At 68.6% G+C, this 18,453-nt stretch carries 20 protein-coding genes and 2 riboswitches; of the genes, 11 read left to right on the top strand and 9 right to left on the bottom strand.

What is annotated here, in order from left to right; all coding sequences use genetic code 11:
• Positions 1–17 precede the first annotated feature (17 nt).
• Positions 18–126, top strand: a riboswitch (TPP riboswitch).
• From thiO to KXD98_RS02240, 8 genes are all read left to right on the top strand, one after another.
• Complete coding sequence (thiO, locus tag KXD98_RS02205) at positions 117–1,184, top strand: glycine oxidase ThiO (protein WP_260761667.1); 1,068 nt, start codon at positions 117–119, stop codon at positions 1,182–1,184. Its footprint overlaps the riboswitch before it by 10 nt.
• The gene (gene thiS, locus KXD98_RS02210; protein ID WP_260761668.1) at positions 1,181–1,378 is read left to right on the top strand and encodes a sulfur carrier protein ThiS; all 198 of its coding nucleotides are present in this window, start codon (positions 1,181–1,183) and stop codon (positions 1,376–1,378) included. The genes thiO and thiS overlap by 4 nt, the downstream gene beginning before the upstream one ends.
• On the top strand, positions 1,371–2,138 hold the full coding sequence (locus KXD98_RS02215; RefSeq protein WP_396882274.1) for a thiazole synthase: 768 nt from the start codon (positions 1,371–1,373) through the stop codon (positions 2,136–2,138). Before thiS ends, KXD98_RS02215 begins: the two co-directional genes overlap by 8 nt.
• Positions 2,138–2,890 carry an SGNH/GDSL hydrolase family protein gene (locus KXD98_RS02220; RefSeq protein ID WP_260761669.1) on the top strand — a complete coding sequence of 251 codons (753 nt, stop codon included), beginning with the start codon at positions 2,138–2,140 and terminating at the stop codon, positions 2,888–2,890. The genes KXD98_RS02215 and KXD98_RS02220 overlap by 1 nt, the downstream gene beginning before the upstream one ends.
• The gene (locus tag KXD98_RS02225) at positions 2,887–3,792 is read left to right on the top strand and encodes an ABC transporter ATP-binding protein (RefSeq protein ID WP_260761670.1); all 906 of its coding nucleotides are present in this window, start codon (positions 2,887–2,889) and stop codon (positions 3,790–3,792) included. Before KXD98_RS02220 ends, KXD98_RS02225 begins: the two co-directional genes overlap by 4 nt.
• Positions 3,789–4,538, top strand: coding sequence for an ABC transporter permease (locus KXD98_RS02230; protein ID WP_260761671.1), 750 nt, complete (start codon positions 3,789–3,791; stop codon positions 4,536–4,538). Before KXD98_RS02225 ends, KXD98_RS02230 begins: the two co-directional genes overlap by 4 nt.
• Before the next feature lie 125 nt (positions 4,539–4,663).
• Positions 4,664–5,563: an alpha/beta fold hydrolase gene (locus tag KXD98_RS02235; protein ID WP_260761672.1), complete on the top strand. Its 900-nt coding sequence runs from the start codon at positions 4,664–4,666 to the stop codon at positions 5,561–5,563.
• A gap of 1 nt (position 5,564) precedes the next feature.
• A complete protein-coding gene (locus KXD98_RS02240) occupies positions 5,565–7,091 on the top strand; it encodes a M28 family metallopeptidase (RefSeq protein ID WP_260764930.1) in 1,527 nt (508 codons plus the stop codon).
• 11 nt (positions 7,092–7,102) lie between these two features.
• Here KXD98_RS02240 and KXD98_RS02245 read toward each other — a convergent pair whose 3' ends face one another.
• The 8 genes from KXD98_RS02245 to KXD98_RS02280 all read right to left on the bottom strand — a co-directional run bounded on the left by KXD98_RS02245 (position 7,103) and on the right by KXD98_RS02280 (position 14,911).
• Positions 7,103–8,293 carry an APC family permease gene (locus KXD98_RS02245; protein WP_260764932.1) on the bottom strand — a complete coding sequence of 397 codons (1,191 nt, stop codon included), beginning with the start codon at positions 8,291–8,293 and terminating at the stop codon, positions 7,103–7,105.
• Between the two features lie 174 nt (positions 8,294–8,467).
• Positions 8,468–8,734 carry a hypothetical protein gene (locus KXD98_RS02250; RefSeq protein ID WP_260761673.1) on the bottom strand — a complete coding sequence of 89 codons (267 nt, stop codon included), beginning with the start codon at positions 8,732–8,734 and terminating at the stop codon, positions 8,468–8,470.
• A gap of 7 nt (positions 8,735–8,741) precedes the next feature.
• Positions 8,742–10,232 (bottom strand): NAD(P)/FAD-dependent oxidoreductase, encoded by a 1,491-nt coding sequence (locus KXD98_RS02255; RefSeq protein WP_260761674.1) that lies wholly within the window; start codon positions 10,230–10,232, stop codon positions 8,742–8,744.
• A gap of 30 nt (positions 10,233–10,262) precedes the next feature.
• The gene (locus KXD98_RS02260; protein ID WP_260761675.1) at positions 10,263–10,898 is read right to left on the bottom strand and encodes a DUF4190 domain-containing protein; all 636 of its coding nucleotides are present in this window, start codon (positions 10,896–10,898) and stop codon (positions 10,263–10,265) included.
• Positions 10,899–10,912: 14 nt separating this feature from the next.
• Complete coding sequence (locus tag KXD98_RS02265; RefSeq protein ID WP_260761676.1) at positions 10,913–11,524, bottom strand: alpha/beta family hydrolase; 612 nt, start codon at positions 11,522–11,524, stop codon at positions 10,913–10,915.
• Complete coding sequence (gene thiD / locus KXD98_RS02270; protein WP_396883075.1) at positions 11,521–12,306, bottom strand: bifunctional hydroxymethylpyrimidine kinase/phosphomethylpyrimidine kinase; 786 nt, start codon at positions 12,304–12,306, stop codon at positions 11,521–11,523. Before thiD ends, KXD98_RS02265 begins: the two co-directional genes overlap by 4 nt.
• A 44-nt stretch (positions 12,307–12,350) precedes the next feature.
• Complete coding sequence (gene thiC, locus KXD98_RS02275) at positions 12,351–13,952, bottom strand: phosphomethylpyrimidine synthase ThiC (protein ID WP_260761678.1); 1,602 nt, start codon at positions 13,950–13,952, stop codon at positions 12,351–12,353.
• Positions 13,945–14,054, bottom strand: a riboswitch (TPP riboswitch). (Overlaps the previous gene by 8 nt.)
• A gap of 41 nt (positions 14,055–14,095) precedes the next feature.
• Positions 14,096–14,911, bottom strand: a complete 816-nt coding sequence (locus tag KXD98_RS02280; RefSeq protein ID WP_260761679.1) for an exodeoxyribonuclease III — start codon at positions 14,909–14,911, stop codon at positions 14,096–14,098.
• Positions 14,912–15,025: 114 nt separating this feature from the next.
• On the opposite strand from KXD98_RS02280, the gene KXD98_RS02285 reads away from it, so the two are divergent.
• From KXD98_RS02285 to KXD98_RS02295, 3 genes are read left to right on the top strand one after another with little or no spacing between them, the layout of a single operon-like run.
• Positions 15,026–16,261: a Na/Pi symporter gene (locus KXD98_RS02285; protein ID WP_260761680.1), complete on the top strand. Its 1,236-nt coding sequence runs from the start codon at positions 15,026–15,028 to the stop codon at positions 16,259–16,261.
• Positions 16,261–16,548 (top strand): hypothetical protein, encoded by a 288-nt coding sequence (locus KXD98_RS02290; RefSeq protein ID WP_260761681.1) that lies wholly within the window; start codon positions 16,261–16,263, stop codon positions 16,546–16,548. Before KXD98_RS02285 ends, KXD98_RS02290 begins: the two co-directional genes overlap by 1 nt.
• Positions 16,541–17,542 carry a PstS family phosphate ABC transporter substrate-binding protein gene (locus KXD98_RS02295; RefSeq protein ID WP_260761682.1) on the top strand — a complete coding sequence of 334 codons (1,002 nt, stop codon included), beginning with the start codon at positions 16,541–16,543 and terminating at the stop codon, positions 17,540–17,542. The genes KXD98_RS02290 and KXD98_RS02295 overlap by 8 nt, the downstream gene beginning before the upstream one ends.
• Here KXD98_RS02295 and KXD98_RS02300 read toward each other — a convergent pair whose 3' ends face one another.
• Positions 17,543–18,451, bottom strand: coding sequence for a GNAT family N-acetyltransferase (locus KXD98_RS02300; protein ID WP_260761683.1), 909 nt, complete (start codon positions 18,449–18,451; stop codon positions 17,543–17,545). It lies immediately after the preceding gene.
• Positions 18,452–18,453 lie beyond the last annotated feature (2 nt).

An 18,453-nucleotide genomic window follows, 5' to 3' on the forward strand; every position in this document is an offset into this window, starting at 1 on the left:
AGGCTGGTACCGAACGACACCGACCACACGGGAGTCCCGGGTTCGGGGACTGAGAGTGAGCCGCCGGCTCTGACCGTCACACCTGATCCGGGTCATGCCGGCGAAGGGAGGAACCCATGACCACCTCAGCGACCGACCCGGCACGCGGGTCACTGGCCGTCATCGGCGGCGGTGTGATCGGGCTGGCCGTGGCACGTCGTGCTGCCCAGGACGGGTGGTCGGTGCGTGTGCACCGTACCGAGGAGCGTCCGGGTGCGTCGTGGGTGGCCGGCGGCATGCTGGCCCCGCACAGTGAGGGCTGGCCCGGCGAGGAAGGGTTGCTGAAACTCGGTCTGGCGTCGCTGGAGCTGTGGCGCAACAGATTTCTCGACGGCCTGCCCGCCGACGTGGTCACCGCGCACAGCTCTCTGGTGGTTGCCGTCGACCGTGCTGATGCCCAGGACCTCAAGACCGTGGGCCAGTGGTTGTCCGCTCAGGGCCATCCGGTGACGTTGACGACTTCGGCACGCGACATCGAACCGCTGCTGGCGCAGGGGATCCGGCATGGGTTTGTCGCCGAGACCGAGTTGTCGGTGGACAACCGTGCGGTGGTCGCGGCTCTCGTCGCGCACTGCGAGCAACTCGGCGTGGCCTGGGCACCGCCGGTGATGACGCTGCACGAGACCGCGTCGGCCGATGTCGTGGTGATCGCCAACGGTATCGACGCACCGTCGTTGTGGCCCGGACTGCCGGTGCGTCCGGTCAAGGGCGAGGTGCTGCGGCTGCGCTGGCGGCGGGGGTGTATGCCGGTGCCCCAGCGCGTGATCCGCGCCCGCGTGCATGGCCGGCAGGTGTATCTGGTGCCGCGCGCCGACGGCGTGGTCGTCGGCGCGACACAATACGAACACGGCCGAGATACCGCGCCCGCGGTTACCGGGGTTCGCGAGCTGCTCGACGACGCCTGCGCGGTGGTCCCGGCCCTGGGTGAATACGAACTGGCCGAGTGCACGGCGGGACTGCGGCCGATGACACCGGACAACATGCCGTTGGTCGGCCGTCTCGACGACCGCACACTGGTGGCCACCGGGCACGGCCGATCCGGTTTCCTGTTGGCGCCGTGGACCGCCGAAGAGATCGCCGCACATCTGAGAGGCGAACCATCGGTGCAGCACCGGGTGAGTACGAAGGTGGGAGTGACCGCATGAAAGTCACAGTCAACGACGAGACCGTGGACGTCGACGAGCGCACCACGATTGCCGCGCTGCTGGAGCGCCTCGGCTTCCCGGAGAAGGGCATCGCGGTGGCGGTGGACTGGGCGGTGATGCCGCGCTCGCAGTGGGACACCACACTGGCCGAAGGCGCGAAAGTCGAAGTGGTGACGGCGGTGCAGGGTGGCTGAGACGGGCACCGAGAAGCTGAGTATCGCCGGCCGCGAGTTCGGCTCGCGACTGATCCTGGGCACCGGCGGAGCGGCCAACCTGGCCGTCCTCGAAGAGGCCCTGGTCGCATCGGAGACCGAACTGACCACCGTCGCGATGCGCCGGGTCGATGCCGAAGGCGGCACCGGCGTGCTCGATCTGCTCAATCGCCTGGGAATCACGCCGCTGCCCAACACCGCAGGATGCCGCGGTGCCGGCGAAGCAGTGATGACCGCCCAGCTGGGCCGGGAGGCATTGGGCACCAACTGGGTCAAGTTGGAGGTGATCGCCGATGAACGCACACTTCTGCCCGATGCAATCGAATTGGTCCGCGCCGCAGAGCAACTCGTCGACGACGGATTCGTCGTCCTGCCCTACACCAACGACGACCCGGTGTTGGCCCGTCGACTCGAGGACACCGGGTGTGCAGCGGTGATGCCGCTGGGGTCACCGATCGGCACCGGCCTGGGGATCTCCAACCCGCACAACATCGAAATGATCGTCGACGCGGCCTCGGTGCCGGTCATCCTCGATGCGGGTATCGGTACCGCCAGCGACGCCGCCTTGGCCATGGAACTCGGTTGTGACGCAGTCTTGTTGGCCACCGCGGTGACCCGAGCTGCTGACCCGCCCGCGATGGCCACGGCGATGGCGGCCGCCGTGCGGGCGGGTTACCTGGCCCGGCGGGCCGGACGCATCCCGAAGCGTTTCTGGGCGCAGGCATCCAGCCCCATGCCCTGATGAGTCGTTATGTAGCGCTGGGCAGTTCGATGGCGGCCGGCCCGGGAATCCGGCCACGGGCGCCCGGTTCGCCACGTCTGGCGGGCCGCTCCGCGCGCAATTATCCGCACCTGGTGGCCGACCGCCTCGGTCTTCGGCTGGTCGATGTCACCTATTCCGGTGCCACCACCGCCCATGTGCTCACCGACCGGCAGCACGGCGCACCGCCGCAGGTCGATGCGCTCGACGGGTCGGAGTCTCTGGTGACCGTGACCATCGGCGGCAACGACGTCGGGTATGTCCCGATGCTGTTCGCCGCCGGATTGCCCCGGCTGCTACACCGGGTTCCGGTGCTGGGAAAAAGAATTGGTGACCTGCTCGACCCGTGGTCGCGACAGCGTGCGCTCGACGAGGTGGGTTCGTCGTTGATCTCGGTCGGGCAGGCGCTGCGGGCCCGCGCCCCCCGGGCGACGGTGCTGTTCGTCGACTATCTGACGCTGCTGCCCGAACACCCTCCGTTGCGTGACGCCGACGGGCGGTTGGCGCGCCACATCTCAGAGACCCTGGAGCGGTTGACCGCCGAGGCGGCGGAGGCGACCGGATGTGGGCTGGTGCGTGCCGCCGCGGCCAGCCGCGACCACCACGCCTGGGCGCAGCAGCCGTGGACCACCCGTTTCGGGGTGCCGCTGCCCGGACGGCCGGCGCCGCTGCACCCCAACGCCGCGGGCATGCGCGCGGTGGCCGACCTCGTCGTCGCGACGGTCACCCGATGATCGAACTGCGGTCGCTGACCAAGGTCTTCGGTCGGACCCGGGCGGTGGACGGGCTGACCTGCACCGTCGAGCCTGGTGTGGTCACCGGCTTTCTCGGGCCCAACGGTGCCGGCAAGACGACCACGATGCGGATGATCCTGGGCCTGGACCGGCCGACGTCGGGCAGCGCGACCATCGACGGCCGGGCCTACCGCGACCTGGCCGATCCGCTGCGCACCGTCGGTGCGTTGCTCGACGCGCGCCAGGTCCATCCCACCCGGTCGGTGCGTCACCACTTGCGGTGGATCGCCGCCGCCAACCGCATCCCGGTTCGGCGGGTCGACGAGGTGCTCGAGATGGTCGGCTTGGCCAGCGTCGCCGGCGCCGGCGCGGGCACGCTGTCGCTGGGGATGAGCCAGCGGCTGGGCATCGCGTCCGCGCTGATCGGAGATCCGCCGGTGCTGTTGTTCGACGAACCGGTCAACGGGCTTGACCCCGAAGGAATCCACTGGGTGCGCACGCTGATGCGCACCCTGGCCGGCGAAGGCCGCACCGTGTTCGTCTCCAGCCACCTGCTGGCCGAAATGGCCAACACGGCCGATCGGCTGATCGTGATCGGGAAAGGACAGCTGATCGCTGCCACCACCGTCGCCGAATTCCTCGACCGCTCTGGAGCTGCCGCCGTGCGGGTTCGCAGTCCGCGGCTGGGGGAGCTGCGCGACGTGCTCGTCGCCGCGGGCCTGACGGTCGACGACGAACCCGGCGCGTTGGCGGTGCGCAGCAGCACCACCGAGGTGGTCGGGGAGTTGGCCGGCCGGCACGGCATCACCGTCCACGAGTTGAGTACCCGACCGGTGTCCCTCGAGCAGGCCTACCTGGCCTTGACCGAGGACGCCACGCAGTATCGGGGTCGGCGCGGATGACGCTGGTGGCAGCGCTGCACGCCGAGCGGATCAAGCTGCTGACGGTGCGGTCGACGCTGTGGTCGGCCGCTGCGGCCGCGGTGCTGAGTTTCGGTATTGCGGCCCTGCAGGCCTCGGTGGCCTATGACTACGAGCGTCTGACGGCGTCCACGGCCGCACTGGGTGTCGCGGTCTTCGGTGTGCCGGTGTTGACGGTGCTGGCGACGATGACGCTGACCGGGGAGTATCGCACCGCCATGATTACCACCACTTTTCAGGCTGTTCCGCGCCGGACGGTCGTGATGATCGCCAAAGCAGCTGTCGCCGCCGGGTTTTCCAGTCTTGTTGCCGTCGCGACGGTGCTGGGTTCGGCCGTGGTGGTACGGCTGGTCGCGCCGCCGGAGGCCGGCCGGACTGTCACCGCCGATCTCTGGCCGACGGTGGGCGGGATCGCACTGTATGCGGCACTGGCCGCAGTGCTCGGGGTCGGTGTCGCCGGACTGCTGCGTCATACCGCCGGCGCGGTCGCGGTGCTGCTGCTGTGGCCGTTGCTGATCGAACCGCTGCTGGGCAATCTGCCCGGCCGCGGCGCGCAGATCGGTCCCTACCTGCCGTTCGCCAATATCTACCGATTCCTCGACGTGTCCTGGCTGTTCCCCACCTACGTCCATCCCTGGGGCGCGCCGGGGTCGCTGCTGTACTTCGCCGGGGTGGTCGTGGTGGTGTTCAACGCCGCGGTCGTGGTGGTCAACCGGCGCGACGCCTGAGCCGGCGATGCGCTGTCCCCGCCGGGCGGGGCGACCCACGAAGTCACCTACCATGGCAACGACGACGCCGCCTGACGCGGTCGATCCGGGTTCTCACCCCTTGGAGCGGAAGGCTGATCGACGACGTGACGACGCCGCAACGACTGACACTGACGCTGCCGCACCTCAACGTGGCCGCGCTGGCCTGGGGCCCCGACGACGGGCGTCTGGTGCTGTGCTTGCACGGATTCCCCGACAGTGCGTGGGGTTGGGGGCGCCTGGCACCGCTGCTGGCCGAGCAGGGATTGCGGGTGGTGGCCCCGTTCCTGCGCGGTTACGCGCCGACCGGTCCGGCCCCCGACGGCGACTACCACATCGGCGCGCTGATGTATGACGCGCTGGCTGTCCACGAGCACCTCGGCGCACCCAAGGATGCGATTCTGGTCGGCCATGACTGGGGCGCCTTCGCGGCCAACGGTGTCGCCGCCTACCCGGCATCGCCGTTCGCGGTGCACATCACGTTGGCCGTCCCGCCGATGGCGGCGATCAACGCCACCCGGGGCCCGGTGCGCCGCCAGCTGCAGATGCTGCCCAGACAGATCCGCAACAGCTGGTATATCCAGTTCTTCCAGCTACCCTCGGCGCCCGAGCGCGTTCTCCCGCGGGTCATCCGCAGGCTCTGGCAGGACTGGGGCCCGCCGGGGTACGACACCACCGCCGAGATGGAGGCCGCGCTGACGGCTCTGCCGAGCCTGGCCCACCGGCACGCCGCGGTCGGGTACTACCGCGCCCTGATTCGGCCGAACCGGCCGCTGGCCCGCTACGCCGAACTGCATTCGCACCGGTTCGAGCTGCCGCGGGTGCCGATCCTGCACATGCACGGCGAGCAGGACGGTGCCATGCTCGCCGAGTACTCGACACCGATCCACTCGGTGCTTCCGCGCGGCAGCCGCGTGCAGTTCGTCCCGGCGGCGGGCCACTTCCTGCATATCGAACGGCCCGACGTCGTCGCCACGGCAATCTTGGACTTTGTCCGATCCCGCTAACGTGGTTTCCGTGACACGGACGAGATTGGTGGCGTTGCTGGCCATCCCCGTATTGGCCATCGCGTTGGCGATACTGAACAGCTGTAGTCGCGACGCGCAGAATCCGACAGCGGTCCCGCCGCCGGATCCGGCGGCGGCGATGGAGTTCGCCGAATCGTTGGCCGCCGCGGTGACCGTGGAGGCGACCATGGCCCACCTGCAGCGCTTTCAGGAGATCGCCGACGCCGCCGGGGGCAACCGGGCGTTGGGCACACCCGGCTATGACGCCAGCGTCGACTATGTGGTCGGTGCGTTGCGCGACGCGGGATTCGAGGTGCAGACCCCCGAATTCGAGGTGCGGCTGCCCTGGGCGGACGAACCGGCGTTGACGATCGCCGGGACGCAGGTGTCGGCCAAACCGCTCGAGTTCACCGTCGGGACCCCGTCCGGCGGGGTTTCGGGGCCGCTGGTCGCCGCACGGGTGGACGACACCCCGGGTTGCACGGCCGACGACTACGACGGCCTGCCGGTGCAGGGCGCGGTCGCGCTGGTCAACCGTGGCGCGTGCCCGTTCGCGACCAAACAGGCGGTGGCCGCCGAACGCGGTGCCGTGGCGCTGATCGTGGCCGACTCGACCGCCGCCGACGAGCTGTTCGCCGGCACGCTGGGTGAGGACACCGACGTCGAGATCCCGGTGATCGGCGTCGCAAGGGAGGCGGGCGCCAGCCTGCGGGCCCAGCCCGGAGCGATGACGACGATCACGATGAACGCCGGGATACGCACCGAGCGCACCCGCAACGTGATCGCGCAGACCGACACCGGATCCACCTCCGATGTCGTGGTGGTGGGCGCACATCTGGACAGCGTGCCCGAAGGTCCCGGAATCAACGACAACGGATCCGGGGTCGCCGCGGTGCTGGAGACCGCGCTGCAGCTCGGCAGCGCCCCGGACATCACCAACGCGGTTCGGTTCGCCTTCTGGGGGGCCGAAGAGGTGGGCCTGCTCGGATCCAGTGAGTACGTGGGCAGCCTGGATATCGAAGAACTCAAAGACATCGCGCTGTACCTGAACTTCGACATGATCGGCTCACCGAATCCCGGTTACTTCACCTACGACGGCGGCCAGTCGACATTGCCCGACCCGCGTCAGGGCCCGCCCCGGGTGCCCGAAGGGTCCCCGGGCATCGAACGCACCCTGGTCCAATACCTCGACAGCGCCGGAAAGCCCGCGCAGGACACGTCGTTCGACGGCCGTTCGGACTACGACGGCTTCACCAAGGCGGGCATCCCGGCCGGTGGACTGTTCTCCGGCGGAGACGAGGAGATGACTGCCGAGCAGGCCGAACTGTGGGGCGGTCAGGCTGGTGAACCGTTCGATCCGAACTACCACAAGGACACCGACACGTTCGAGAACATCGACCGCACCGCCATGGAGATCCATGGCAGCGGTGTGGCCTACGCGGTGGGTCTGTACGCGCAGAATCAGCGCGGCCGCAACGGGGTTCCCGAGCGGGAGGACCGGGTCCGCCACGTCCTCGACGGTTCCTGAGACGGGCGGTCTCAGTCGCGCGCTGTGCGCTGGGCCAGCGTCCGGCGCACTCCGTAGAGCAATGCGCCCCCGGCGATGACCGCGGCGCCGCTGATCACCGACGTCAGTGGCAGTGCGAACGCCAGAACCACGCACCCGGCCACCCCGACCAACGGCACGATCCGCGGTGGCCGGCCCTCTGCCGGGGTCAGGGTCCATGCTGCGGCATTGGCGACCGCGTAGTAGAGCAGCACTCCGAACGACGAGAAACCGATCGCGCCGCGGACATCGACGGTGGCGGCCATCACGACGACCACGGCCGCGACGGTGAGTTCGGCGCGGTGAGGGACGGTGAAACGTGGGTGAACCGCGGCCAGTGCGTGCGGCAGGTGGTGATCGCGGGCCATCGCCAGGGTGGTCCGCGATACCCCGAGCACCAAGGCCAGCAGCGCGCCCAGCGCGGCGATCGCCGCCCCGATCTGCACGACCGGAACCAGTGCCGGCGTGCCGGCCGCGCGGACCGCCTCGGCCAGCGGGGCGACCGATGCCGCCAGGTCGGCCACTCCCAGGACCATCAGCACCGCCACCGCCACCACCGCGTAGACGATCAACGTGATTCCCAGAGCCAGGGGAATCGCGCGGGGCAGCGTGCGGGCGGGGTCGCGCACCTCCTCGCCCAGCGTGGCGATGCGGGCGTATCCGGCGAACGCGAAGAACAGTAGCCCGCCGGCCTGCAGGACTCCGCCGACGGTGATGTCGGCGTCGATGGCCAGTCGGGTGACGTCGGCGCGCCCCGAGGACAGGCAGGTCACCACCACCGCGGCCAGGACCGCCAGCACGACGGCCACGATCACCCGGGTCAGGAGAGCAGATTTCTGAACGCCCCGATAGTTCACCGCGGTCAGCGCCACCACCGCGGCCACCGCAACCGCGCTGGCATGCGCGGGCCAGACATAGGCCCCGACGGTCAGGGCCATCGCCGCACAGGAGGCCGTCTTGCCGACCACGAACGACCAACCGGCCAGATAGCCCCAGAACTCGCTCAGGCGTTCCCGCCCGTACACATAGGTGCCGCCGGACTGGGGGTAGCGTGCCGCCAGTCGCGCCGACGATGTCGCATTGCAGTACGCGACCACCGCGGCGATCGCCAGCCCGATCAGCAGGCCCGACCCGGCGGCCGCGGCCGCGGGTCCCAGCGCGGCGAAGATGCCGGCGCCGATCATCGCGCCGAGACCGACGACGACCGCATCGGAGAGGCCGAGACGACGTCGCAGCGCCGGCTGCTCGTCCGGTGGCGTCACCGCGTGGTGTCCCTCGGTCCGTCCATCACCGGATATCGATATCCGTTACCGGTAGCGAACAGGCGGCCGAGAGGTGAACACCCCGCGCGCGGTGACTCAGCGGTGGCGCACCACGTTGACGGCCATGTACAGCCCGTACCCGGCCAGACCGGCCAGCGCGAGTTTGCGCGTCTTCGGCACAGCCAGGCCCACGCCGACTGCGGTCTCGATCGCACCGTCGATGTAGACGTGCTTGCGCGTGTCGGTCGGGAACGCCGACCGGGTGAGCCCGTCATAGAGCTGCGGAGCCACGAAGTGAGACAGTCCGGTGACGGCCAATGCCAGGCCGGCGGCGGTGGCGACGCGGGAATTCTGTTGTGGCACGGTGCTCCTAGGTGAGGTGGTAGTCGCGCAACGGGAAGTTCGACGCTTCGGTGATGGCGTCGCGCGTCGACATCGGCCGCAGCAGGCTGGGTTCGCCATGCGGGTTGAAATAGTACGACCGCGACGTCGCACAGTTGCCCAGCGTCCACAGCGAGTCGCCGAGCAGTTGGGTCATCCGGTCCAGGTAGGCGGAGTTGGCTTCTTCGGTGACTTCGAACGTGGTGGCCTGACGTCGTCGCAGTTCGCCGAAGAGCCGGTCCATCAACCGCATCTGGTATTCCATGGTGTTGAAGAAGTTCAACCCGAGGAAGGCAAAGGGGCTGGCCAGACTGAGGTAGTTCGGGAAGTACGGCATGGAGACGCCCTGGTAGGCCTGGAACCTGTTCTCCCGCCACCACTTACCGAGGTTGCGGCCTTCCCGCCCGATCACCTCGATGGCCGGGAAGTTGGCCTCCCACAGATCAAATCCGGTGGCCAGCACCAGGGTGTCGATGACGGTCTTGGTGCCGTCGGCGTTGACGATCCCGTCGGCAGTGATGTGGTCGATGCCGTCGCTGTTGAGGTGCACGTGCGGTTTGGTGAAGGTGCGGAAATAGCTGTTGGAGAACGTCGGCCGCTTGCACCCGATGTCGTAGTCCGGTGTGAGGCGGCGTCGTAGGTCTTTGTCCCGGACCTGGATGAACTGGTTGATCTTGCACAGATCCATCGCCGAGATGTTCAGCCGGCGGAACAGCGGGACGCGGTAGTGCACCACCCCGACGTTGATCATCGCTTCGTAAATGGTGTCGGTGATCGCGCGAACGATGCGCTGGGTCCACGGCATTCGGGCGAACAGCCGCTTGGTGCGGTCGGAGATCGCGAAGTCCAGCTTCGGTGCGACCCAGATCGGGGTGCGCTGATAGACCGTCAGGTCGGCGGCCGTCTTGGCCAGTTCCGGGATCAGCTGCACCGCGGTGGCGCCGGTGCCGATCACCGCGATGCGCTCACCGGCGGGATCGTAGGTGTCGTCCCATGCCGTGGTGTGCACGACCTTGCCGGCGAAGTCGGCGATGCCGGGAATGTCGGGCAGCTTGGGCTGGGACAGGAACCCGGTGGCTGTGAACAGGAACTGCGCGGTCAGCTCGGGACCGCCGGCGACATTGACCCGCCACAACGCGGCTTCCTCGTCCCAGCGCGCCCCCTCCACCGTGGTGTTGAAACGGATGTGGCGACGCACGTCGTACTTGTCGGCGACGTCGTCGGCGTAGCGCTTGATCTCGGTGCCAGTGGAGAACAGCCGCGACCAGTTGGGGTTGGGCTCGAAATAGTACGAGTACGTCGTGGTGGGCACGTCGACGGCCAGGCCTGGGTAGTGGTTGACGTACCAGGTGCCGCCGAGGTCGTCCTCGCGGTCGAGCAGGACGAAGTTGTGGTATCCCATGCGCTTGAGCTGGATCGCGGCGCCGATTCCGGCGAAACCCGCACCCACGATCAGCGCGTCGAAATGCTCCGAAGGCATGACCAAACGGTACCCGAGGTCCGGGGAACCTCAGCCACGCAGAGACCCGGTTCGCGGCGGGTCCAGCGTCGCGATGCAGGTCACGGCGCGGTCCCCGTCGTCCCAGGTCTGCTCGGTCGGGTACAGCACGTAGAGCTGCACTGAATCGTCGGTGACCGCAGCCGGCGAGTAGGACTCCAGCGCAGGGCCGCATTGTTCGTGGTAGGCCGCGATGGCGGCGTCGCCGGGGAACTGGCCGTCGGGCACCGTCAGCACCGCGAACACCTCACCGGCGTGCGGCTGCGCACAGTCGACGGTCTGCACCCGCAGCACCCGGTCGCCCTCGGGAATCTCGGCCAGGCAGTCGCCTTCGGCGACGTCGGTGGCGGTGACGTTGCCCGATCCCGAGAGGCTGTAGATCACGATGGCGACACCGACGCCGACCATCCACAGCACCGACAGCACGATCCCGGCGATCGACATCCCGCGCCCGCGGCCGTACTGCTTGCTCTTGAGCAGACCCACCACGCCGCACGCCAGGCTGATCACCACGCCGCCGATGAGGCCGAAGACCAGCGACACGATCGCCCACCAGTTGGTCCTCGGGGGCGGGGGATGGTGCGGCTGATGGCCCCCGTCGCCCGGACCATACTGATACGGCAGCGGTGGTGGCGGAGGCGCGGTCACCCGGCGACGATAGCTCAGCCCAGCAGATCCAGCGCAGCCTGCACGGCCGCTGCCGGGACGTCGACGGCCCTGGATTTCAGGTCATGGCGGGCCCCGGTGACCTCGACGATCCGGGTCGGCGCAGCGATCAGACCAACGGCCGCGCGTAGCTCGTCGAGCGTGCCGAACGGGTCGGAGGTGCCGTGGGTGAACACCGTCGGCACACCGATGCGGGGCAGGTGCTCGGTGCGGGCCCGCTCCGGCTTGCCCGGCGGGTGCAGCGGATAGGAGAACAACGTCAACGCGTCGACGTCGAGTCCGTCGGCGACAGCCATCGAGGTCAGCCGGCCCCCGTAGGAGTGTCCGCCGGCGATGACGGGTCCGTCGACCAGCGCGCGGACCGCGGCCACGGCCTGCACCACGCCGGCCTGATCGGTCGCCGCGGAGCCCGACGGTGGACCCTTGGGCCGCCGTCGCCGGTAGGGCAGGTTGTAGCGCACCGCCAGCCAGCCGCGCCGCGCCCACTCCTCGCACAGAGCTGCCAGCATCGGCGATTCCCGGCTGCCGCCGGCACCGTGGGTCAGCGCCACCGCACCGGCCGGTGTGCCCGCAGGCTCATGCAACACGCCGGCGATGTCGTCGATCATTGCAACCGGAACAGCGCCGAGACCGGACCGTGGCCGCTACCCAGCGGATAGGCCGCCTTCAGGCATTCGGTCACCCAGCGCTTTCCGAATGCCACCGCATCGGGCACCGAATAGCCGTGCGCCAACGCGCTGGCGACGGCCGCGGCCAACGTGTCCCCGGCGCCGTGGTCGTGACCGGTGTCGATGCGCGCAGCGTCGAACTCGTGAAAGTCGTTGCCGTCGAACAACAGATCGGGGCTGTGCGCCGATGACCTCAGGTGCCCGCCCTTGACCAGCGCCCACTGCGGACCCAATCCGTGCAGTGCCCGGGCGGCAGCGCGCTGGCTGTCGTCGTCGACGACCTCGATATCGGTCAGCAGGCGCACCTCGTCGAGATTCGGCGTGACCAGGGTGGCCAGCGGAAAGAGGCGCTGTCTGAGCGCATTCAGGGCGCTGGGGTGCAGCAGCGGATCACCGTGCATCGAGGCGCACACCGGGTCCACCACCAGCGGCACCTGGCCGGTCAACCCCTGACTCTCCCACGCGTCGGCGACTGCGCCGATGATCTCCGCGGAGGCCAGCATGCCGGTCTTGGCGGCCTGGACACCGATGTCGGACACCACCGCCTCGATCTGTCCGCTGATGATGTCCAGTGGGATCTCGTGAAAACCCCGGACGCCCACGGAATTCTGCACGGTCACCGCCGTCACCGCGACAAGTCCGTGGATGCCGAGCATCGCGAAGGTCCGCATGTCGGCCTGAATGCCGGCGCCTCCACCGGAGTCCGACCCCGCGATGGTCATGACCCGCAGCGGTGCCTGACCCGGTGGCGCCACCGGCAGGTAGGTCACGACGGCATCACCGGTAGGTACACCCGGTTGCCGTGCTCGGCGAACTCGCGGGCCTTGTCGGCCATGCCCTTTTCTCGGGCTTCCCTGGCCTCGTTGTGGAACGCGTCGCGGACATCGTGGCTGATGCGCATCGAGCAGAACTTCGGACCACACATCGAACAGAAGTGCGCCGTCTTCGCCGGTGCGGCGGGCAGCGTCTCGTCGTGGTACTCACGCGCGGTGTCGGGGTCCAACGACAAGTTGAACTGATCCTCCCAGCGGAACTCGAAACGGGCCCGGGACAACGCGTCGTCGCGTTGCTGCGCCCGCGGGTGGCCCTTGGCCAGATCGGCGGCGTGCGCAGCGATCCGATAGGCGATCACGCCGTCCTTGACGTCCTTGCGGTTGGGCAGGCCCAGGTGTTCCTTGGGCGTGACGTAGCACAGCATCGCGGTGCCGGCCTGGGCGATCATCGCCGCGCCGATCGCCGAGGTGATGTGGTCGTAGGCCGGGGCGATGTCGGTGGCCAGCGGACCCAGCGTATAGAACGGAGCCTCCTCGCAGAGTTCCTCTTCGAGCCGGACGTTCTCGACGATCTTGTGCATCGGCACGTGTCCGGGGCCTTCGATCATCACCTGTACGCCATGGGATTTCGCGATCGTGGTCAGTTCCCCGAGGGTGCGCAGCTCGGCGAACTGGGCGGCGTCGTTGGCGTCGGCGATGGATCCGGGCCGCAAACCGTCGCCGAGGGAGAAGGTGACATCGTAGCGGGCCAGGATCTCGCAGAGCTCTTCGAAGTGGGTGTACAGGAACGACTCCTGGTGGTGGGCCAGGCACCACGCCGCCATGATCGATCCGCCACGGGACACGATCCCGGTGACGCGCTCGACGGTCAACGGGATGTGGCGCAGCAGCACGCCGGCATGGACCGTCATGTAATCCACGCCCTGCTCGCACTGTTCGATCACGGTGTCGCGGTACAGCTCCCACGTCAGAGCGACCGGGTCTCCACCGGTCTTCTCCAGCGCCTGATACATCGGAACGGTGCCGACCGGCACCGGGGAGTTGCGCAGGATCCACTCGCGGGTCTGGTGGATGTCGCGGCCGGTGGACAAGTCCATGATGGTGTCGGCACCCCAGCGGGTGGCCCACACCATCTTGTCGACCTCCTCGGCGATCGACGACGACACCGCCGAATTGCCGATGTTGGCATTGACTTTCACCGCGAACGCCTTGCCGATGATCATCGGCTCGGCCTCAGGATGGTTGTGGTTGGCCGGGATCACCGCGCGCCCGACCGCGACCTCGTCGCGGACCAGCTCGGCCGGCACGCCTTCACGCTCGGCGATGAACGCCATCTCGGCGGTGATCTCCCCGCGACGGGCGCGCTGCAACTGGGTACCGCGGTCGGTCACGACCGATCGGCGCGGCAGGCCGGCCTCTAGGTCGATGACCGCGGCATCGTCGGTGTACGGGCCGGAGGTGTCGTACAGGTCGAGGTGCTCGCCGGTGCTCAGGTGCACGCGACGGAACGGAACCCGCGCGTCACCGACATAGATCTTGCTGCTGCCCGAGATCGGACCGGTGGTGACGGTGGGTGCGACACGGACGTCAGACATTTTCGTTTCTCCCTACGCCGGCATTACCCGGTCAGGTTCGTACGGTCGACGGGCCTACCCGTCCTCTCAGCGCGTTCGGTATGCGCTCCCGCGTGGTTGACGAGTGCCACGGTAGCGCAGTGGTGCAGCGGGAGGGAAGGGGGTTACCGCAGAGTCGCCAGTACCGGCGCGTGGTCACTGGGGCTGCCCACCCGGTTCTTGCCGGTCTTGCGTTCGTCGCGCACGATTTCGGCGTGCTCGGTGCGGTCGGCCAACGCCGGTGAGCCGAGGATGAAATCGATGCGCATGCCGCGGTTCTTCGGAAAACGCAGCTGGGTGTAATCCCAGTAGGTGAAGACGCCGGGACCGGGTGTGTGCGGGCGTACCACGTCGGTGAAGCCCGCCGCGACGATGGCGTCGAACGCCGCACGCTCGGGTGGGGTGACGTGGGTGCTGTCGGCGTAGAACTCCACACTCCACACGTCGTCGTCGGTCGGGGCGATGTTCCAATCGCCGACCAGCGCGATCGGGGCCGACGGATCCGCGGCCAGCCACTGCGTAGCGGTATTACGCAGTGCAGCAAGCCATTCCAGCTTGTAGGCGTAATGCGGCGAGTCGACCGTGCGACCGTTGGGCACATACAGGCTCCACACCCGCACCCCGTCACACGTCGCCCCCAGCGCTCGCGCTTCGGCTGCGGCCTCGGCGCCGGGTTTGTCGCTCCAGCTGGGCTGCCCGTCGAAGCCGACCGCGACGTCGTCGATGCCCACCCGCGACGCGATGGCCACCCCGTTCCACTGATTGAAACCGCAGTGCACCACCTCATAGCCCAGCGCGGCGAACGGCAGGGTCGGGAACTGGTCGTCGGAGCACTTCGTCTCCTGCATCGCCAGCACGTCGACGTCGGCGCGTGACAGCCAGTCGGTCACCCGATCCACCCGAGCGCGGATGGAGTTGACGTTCCAGGTCGCCAGACGCATGGATTCACCCTATCGACGCGGCAAACCGGTGATCCGCCCGGCCGAGGCCGACCGTTCACCCCCGGGCCATGACCACGTCGGTCTGCGTTCGGTTCCGAATGATCCATTGCTTGCATGGTCGTTCCATCGTCCGCGGATCGCTCCACAGCACCCGAGACCGATCAATCCGCGCCGCCCGCGCAGCTGCGCGGTCCACTGACCTTTCTCGGACTGACCGGGCGCGCTCAGAGCATCGCCGACTGGCTCGGGGTCGTCGTCGGCGTCTACGTGTTGATCACCGCGGTGAGCCTGATCGGCTCCGGCTTCAAATCCGCCACCGGCGACCGGGCCGCCGAGCTGTTCCAGTTCGCCAGCAACCCGCTGATCGCTTTGATGATCGGAGTGCTGGCCACCGCGGCCACCCAGTCGTCCTCGACGACCACGTCGATCACCGTCGGCTTGGTTGCCGGCGGCTTGCCGATCGAGATCGCCATCCCGGTGCTGATGGGAGCCAACATCGGTACGACGCTGACCAATACGTTGGTCAGCCTCGGAATGGTCGGCAACAAGGACGACTTCCGGCGGGCGTTCTCGGCCGCGACCGTGCACGACTTCTTCAACCTGATGGCGGTGGCGATCTTCCTGCCCCTGGAGATGATGTTCGGGGTGCTGCGCCGGTCCTCGGAGTGGCTGGCCGATGCCTCGTCGGGTTCGGACGGCGGCGTGGTGGCGACGATCTTCGGAGCCATCGGCACCGCGGTCAAGGCGGTAACCACACCCGGCGCAGACCTGATCGCGTGGACTGCCGGCCCGCTGCCCAACCCGTGGCGCGGCATCGTGCTGATCGTCGTCGGGATCGCGCTGATCCTGCTGGTGATCAACGTCATCGGCAAGCTGCTCAAGGTGCTGATGGTCGGCCGGGCCGCCGAGGTTCTGCACGCGGCGATCGGTCGGGGTCCGCTGACCGGCATCGCCTCCGGCGCGGTCGTCACCACGATGGTGCAGTCGTCGTCGACGACGACCAGCCTCATCGTCCCGCTGGCCGGATCCGGGACCTTCACGCTGCGCCAGATCTATCCCTTCACCATCGGGGCGAACATCGGCACCACGGTGACCGCGCTGATCGCGGCCTTCGGGTTCACCGGCATCGAAGCGACATTGGCGCTGCAGGCGGCCTACGTGCACCTGCTGTTCAACGTCTTCGCCACCCTGCTGATCTTCGGGCTGCCGTTCCTGCGGGGGTTGCCGCTGCGCGGCGCGACCTGGCTGGGGGCGCTGGCCGCCGAACGCAAGATCTACGCCGCGGCGTGGGTGCTCGGGGTGTTCGTTGCCTTGCCGCTCGTGCTGATACTGCTGACCAGCCTCTTCTGATGGGAACCGACAACACCATGAGCAACGATCACCACCCTTGCCCCGACGACATCGACCGGGAACTCGAGGAAATGCTCAGCGAGGCCGAGGAGACCGTGACGCGGCTGCGCGACGCGCTGCAGGCGCGGCGCGAGCACGGCGCCCAGCACGCCGAGATCGATCGCCTCGAGGAGCACATGGCCAACGCCCGGGTCAGCTGGCGCGAGGTCCGCAACTTCCTCGACATCGTCTGGCGAGAGATCACCGGATCTGCCAACACGTCGAAGGGAGATGCCCGCGGTGTCTGACATCATCCGGCCGGCCCGGCGATCGGCTGCGGCCTTGTCCGCCGCTGGCGCCCTCGCGCTGACCCTTACGTCCTGCGGCGGCAACGCGGCAGACGCGGCGATCGCCGTGTCCGGCTCATCGACGGTGGCGCCGATCACCGAGGCCGTGGCCAGGGCGGGCGGATTCACTGTCGACGTCGCCGCGGAGGGCACCCTCGACGGATTCACCCGGTTCTGCAACGGTGACACGGCGATCAACAACGCGTCGGTGGCGATTCCCGGCGCGGGCCAGCCGGAGAACTTCGTCGCGATGTGTGAGGAAAACGGTGTCGAGTTCATCGAGCTGCCGGTGGCCCTCGACGCGCTGAGCATCGTGCGCAACGAGCGCAACACCTTCGCGCTGGATATGACCCTCGACGAGCTGCGTGCGATCTGGTCTCCGGACTCCGAGATCCGGACGTGGCAGGACGTCCGCGCCGAATGGCCGGACCGGGCCATCTCTCGCTACGGCCGTCCGCCGGGCTCGGGAACCTTCGATTACTTCACACATTTCGTCGTCGGTGAGACCGGATCGATCACCTCGGACTACCGCAGCACCGACGACATGGGCGAGCTGTCGGCCTGGATCGCCAACGACGACGATGCGCTGGCCTTCATGGGCGTCGGCAACTATCTGGCGGCCGACGAGGACCATCGCGACCGCATGACCAACGTTGCCGTCGACGGGGTACTGCCCGCGCTGGAGAACGCCCGCGACGGTCAGTACCGTCCGCTGACCCGTCCGTTGTTCCTCTACGTCTCCACCGCGGCCCTGGGCGACGACGACAAGCTCGGCGAGTTCCTGTCCTACTACCTGGCCCATGCCGCCGATGTCGTTCCGCGGGTGTACTTTTACCCGCTCGCGCCCGAGGCTTACCGGTTGGCGCAGGAACGCTTCGACCAACGGATCACCGGAACCGCCTTCGACGGGGATCCGTACTCCGAGCAGTCGGTCCTGGAGGTGCTCGGCAGCTAGCTAGGGCGCCAGTAGGTCCTCGGCGCGCACGTAGCGCGACCTGTGGTGGACCCCGAAGCCCAGCGACTCGTAGAGCCTGCGGGCACTGGCGTTCTCGTCGACCACCTGGACGTAGGCGCGGGTCGCGCCGCGCTGCGCTGCCCAGCCCAGCAGTCCGGTGCACAGCGTGCGAGCCAGACCGCGGCGACGGGCCGATTCGGCGACCCGCACCGCCGAGATGCCCACCCAGCGGGTGCCGTCGGGGGCTTCGGTGATCGCCGCCCGTCCGACCGCGGCGTCAGCCAGCGAACCGAACCCGACCTGGCCGTCGATGACCGCGCTCAGCACGTCGACAGGAACCTCACGTGCATAGAGCTCCAGCCATCGGTCATCCGGCCGGGTCGACACCGCGATCTCCTCGGTCCGCAGACGGTCGGTGACTTCGGTTGCCATGACCAGGTTTTCGGCCTCTGTCAGCACACCTGCCGGGATCCGGAACAGCCGGTCCGGCGCGGAGATCAACGCCGGTGTGTCACGCTCGGCGTACCACCGGGCGGCGGCTGCGATCTCGCTGTGTGAGGTGAAGCGCAGCGGCACGGCGGAATTGGCGCGGCGGGTGGCCGGACCGTGACGCAGGAACCACCCGCCGAGCCAGTGCTGTTCGGTGCCGGGCCAGGCCAACGCCGCGGCGTGTTCGAGGTTGCGGATGTCGCCGGTGCGAACCGGGATCTCGGGCACGATGCGCACCGCCAGGACGTCGGCTGCGGCGATGGTGACGACGTCCCCGCGCCGGGTGCGCACCCGCACCCCGGTGTCGTCGCCGGCAGCGCCGAGAACATGCCCGACGACGTCGGTGTGCGGCGGCACCGATCCCGCCGGCAACCGGTACCGCAGGCTGACCCGAGTGCCCGGTGGCGGGACGGCGGTCAACG

It is taken from the genome of Mycobacterium sp. SMC-4, assembly GCF_025263265.1.
Classification (GTDB): Bacteria; Actinomycetota; Actinomycetes; order Mycobacteriales; family Mycobacteriaceae; genus Mycobacterium.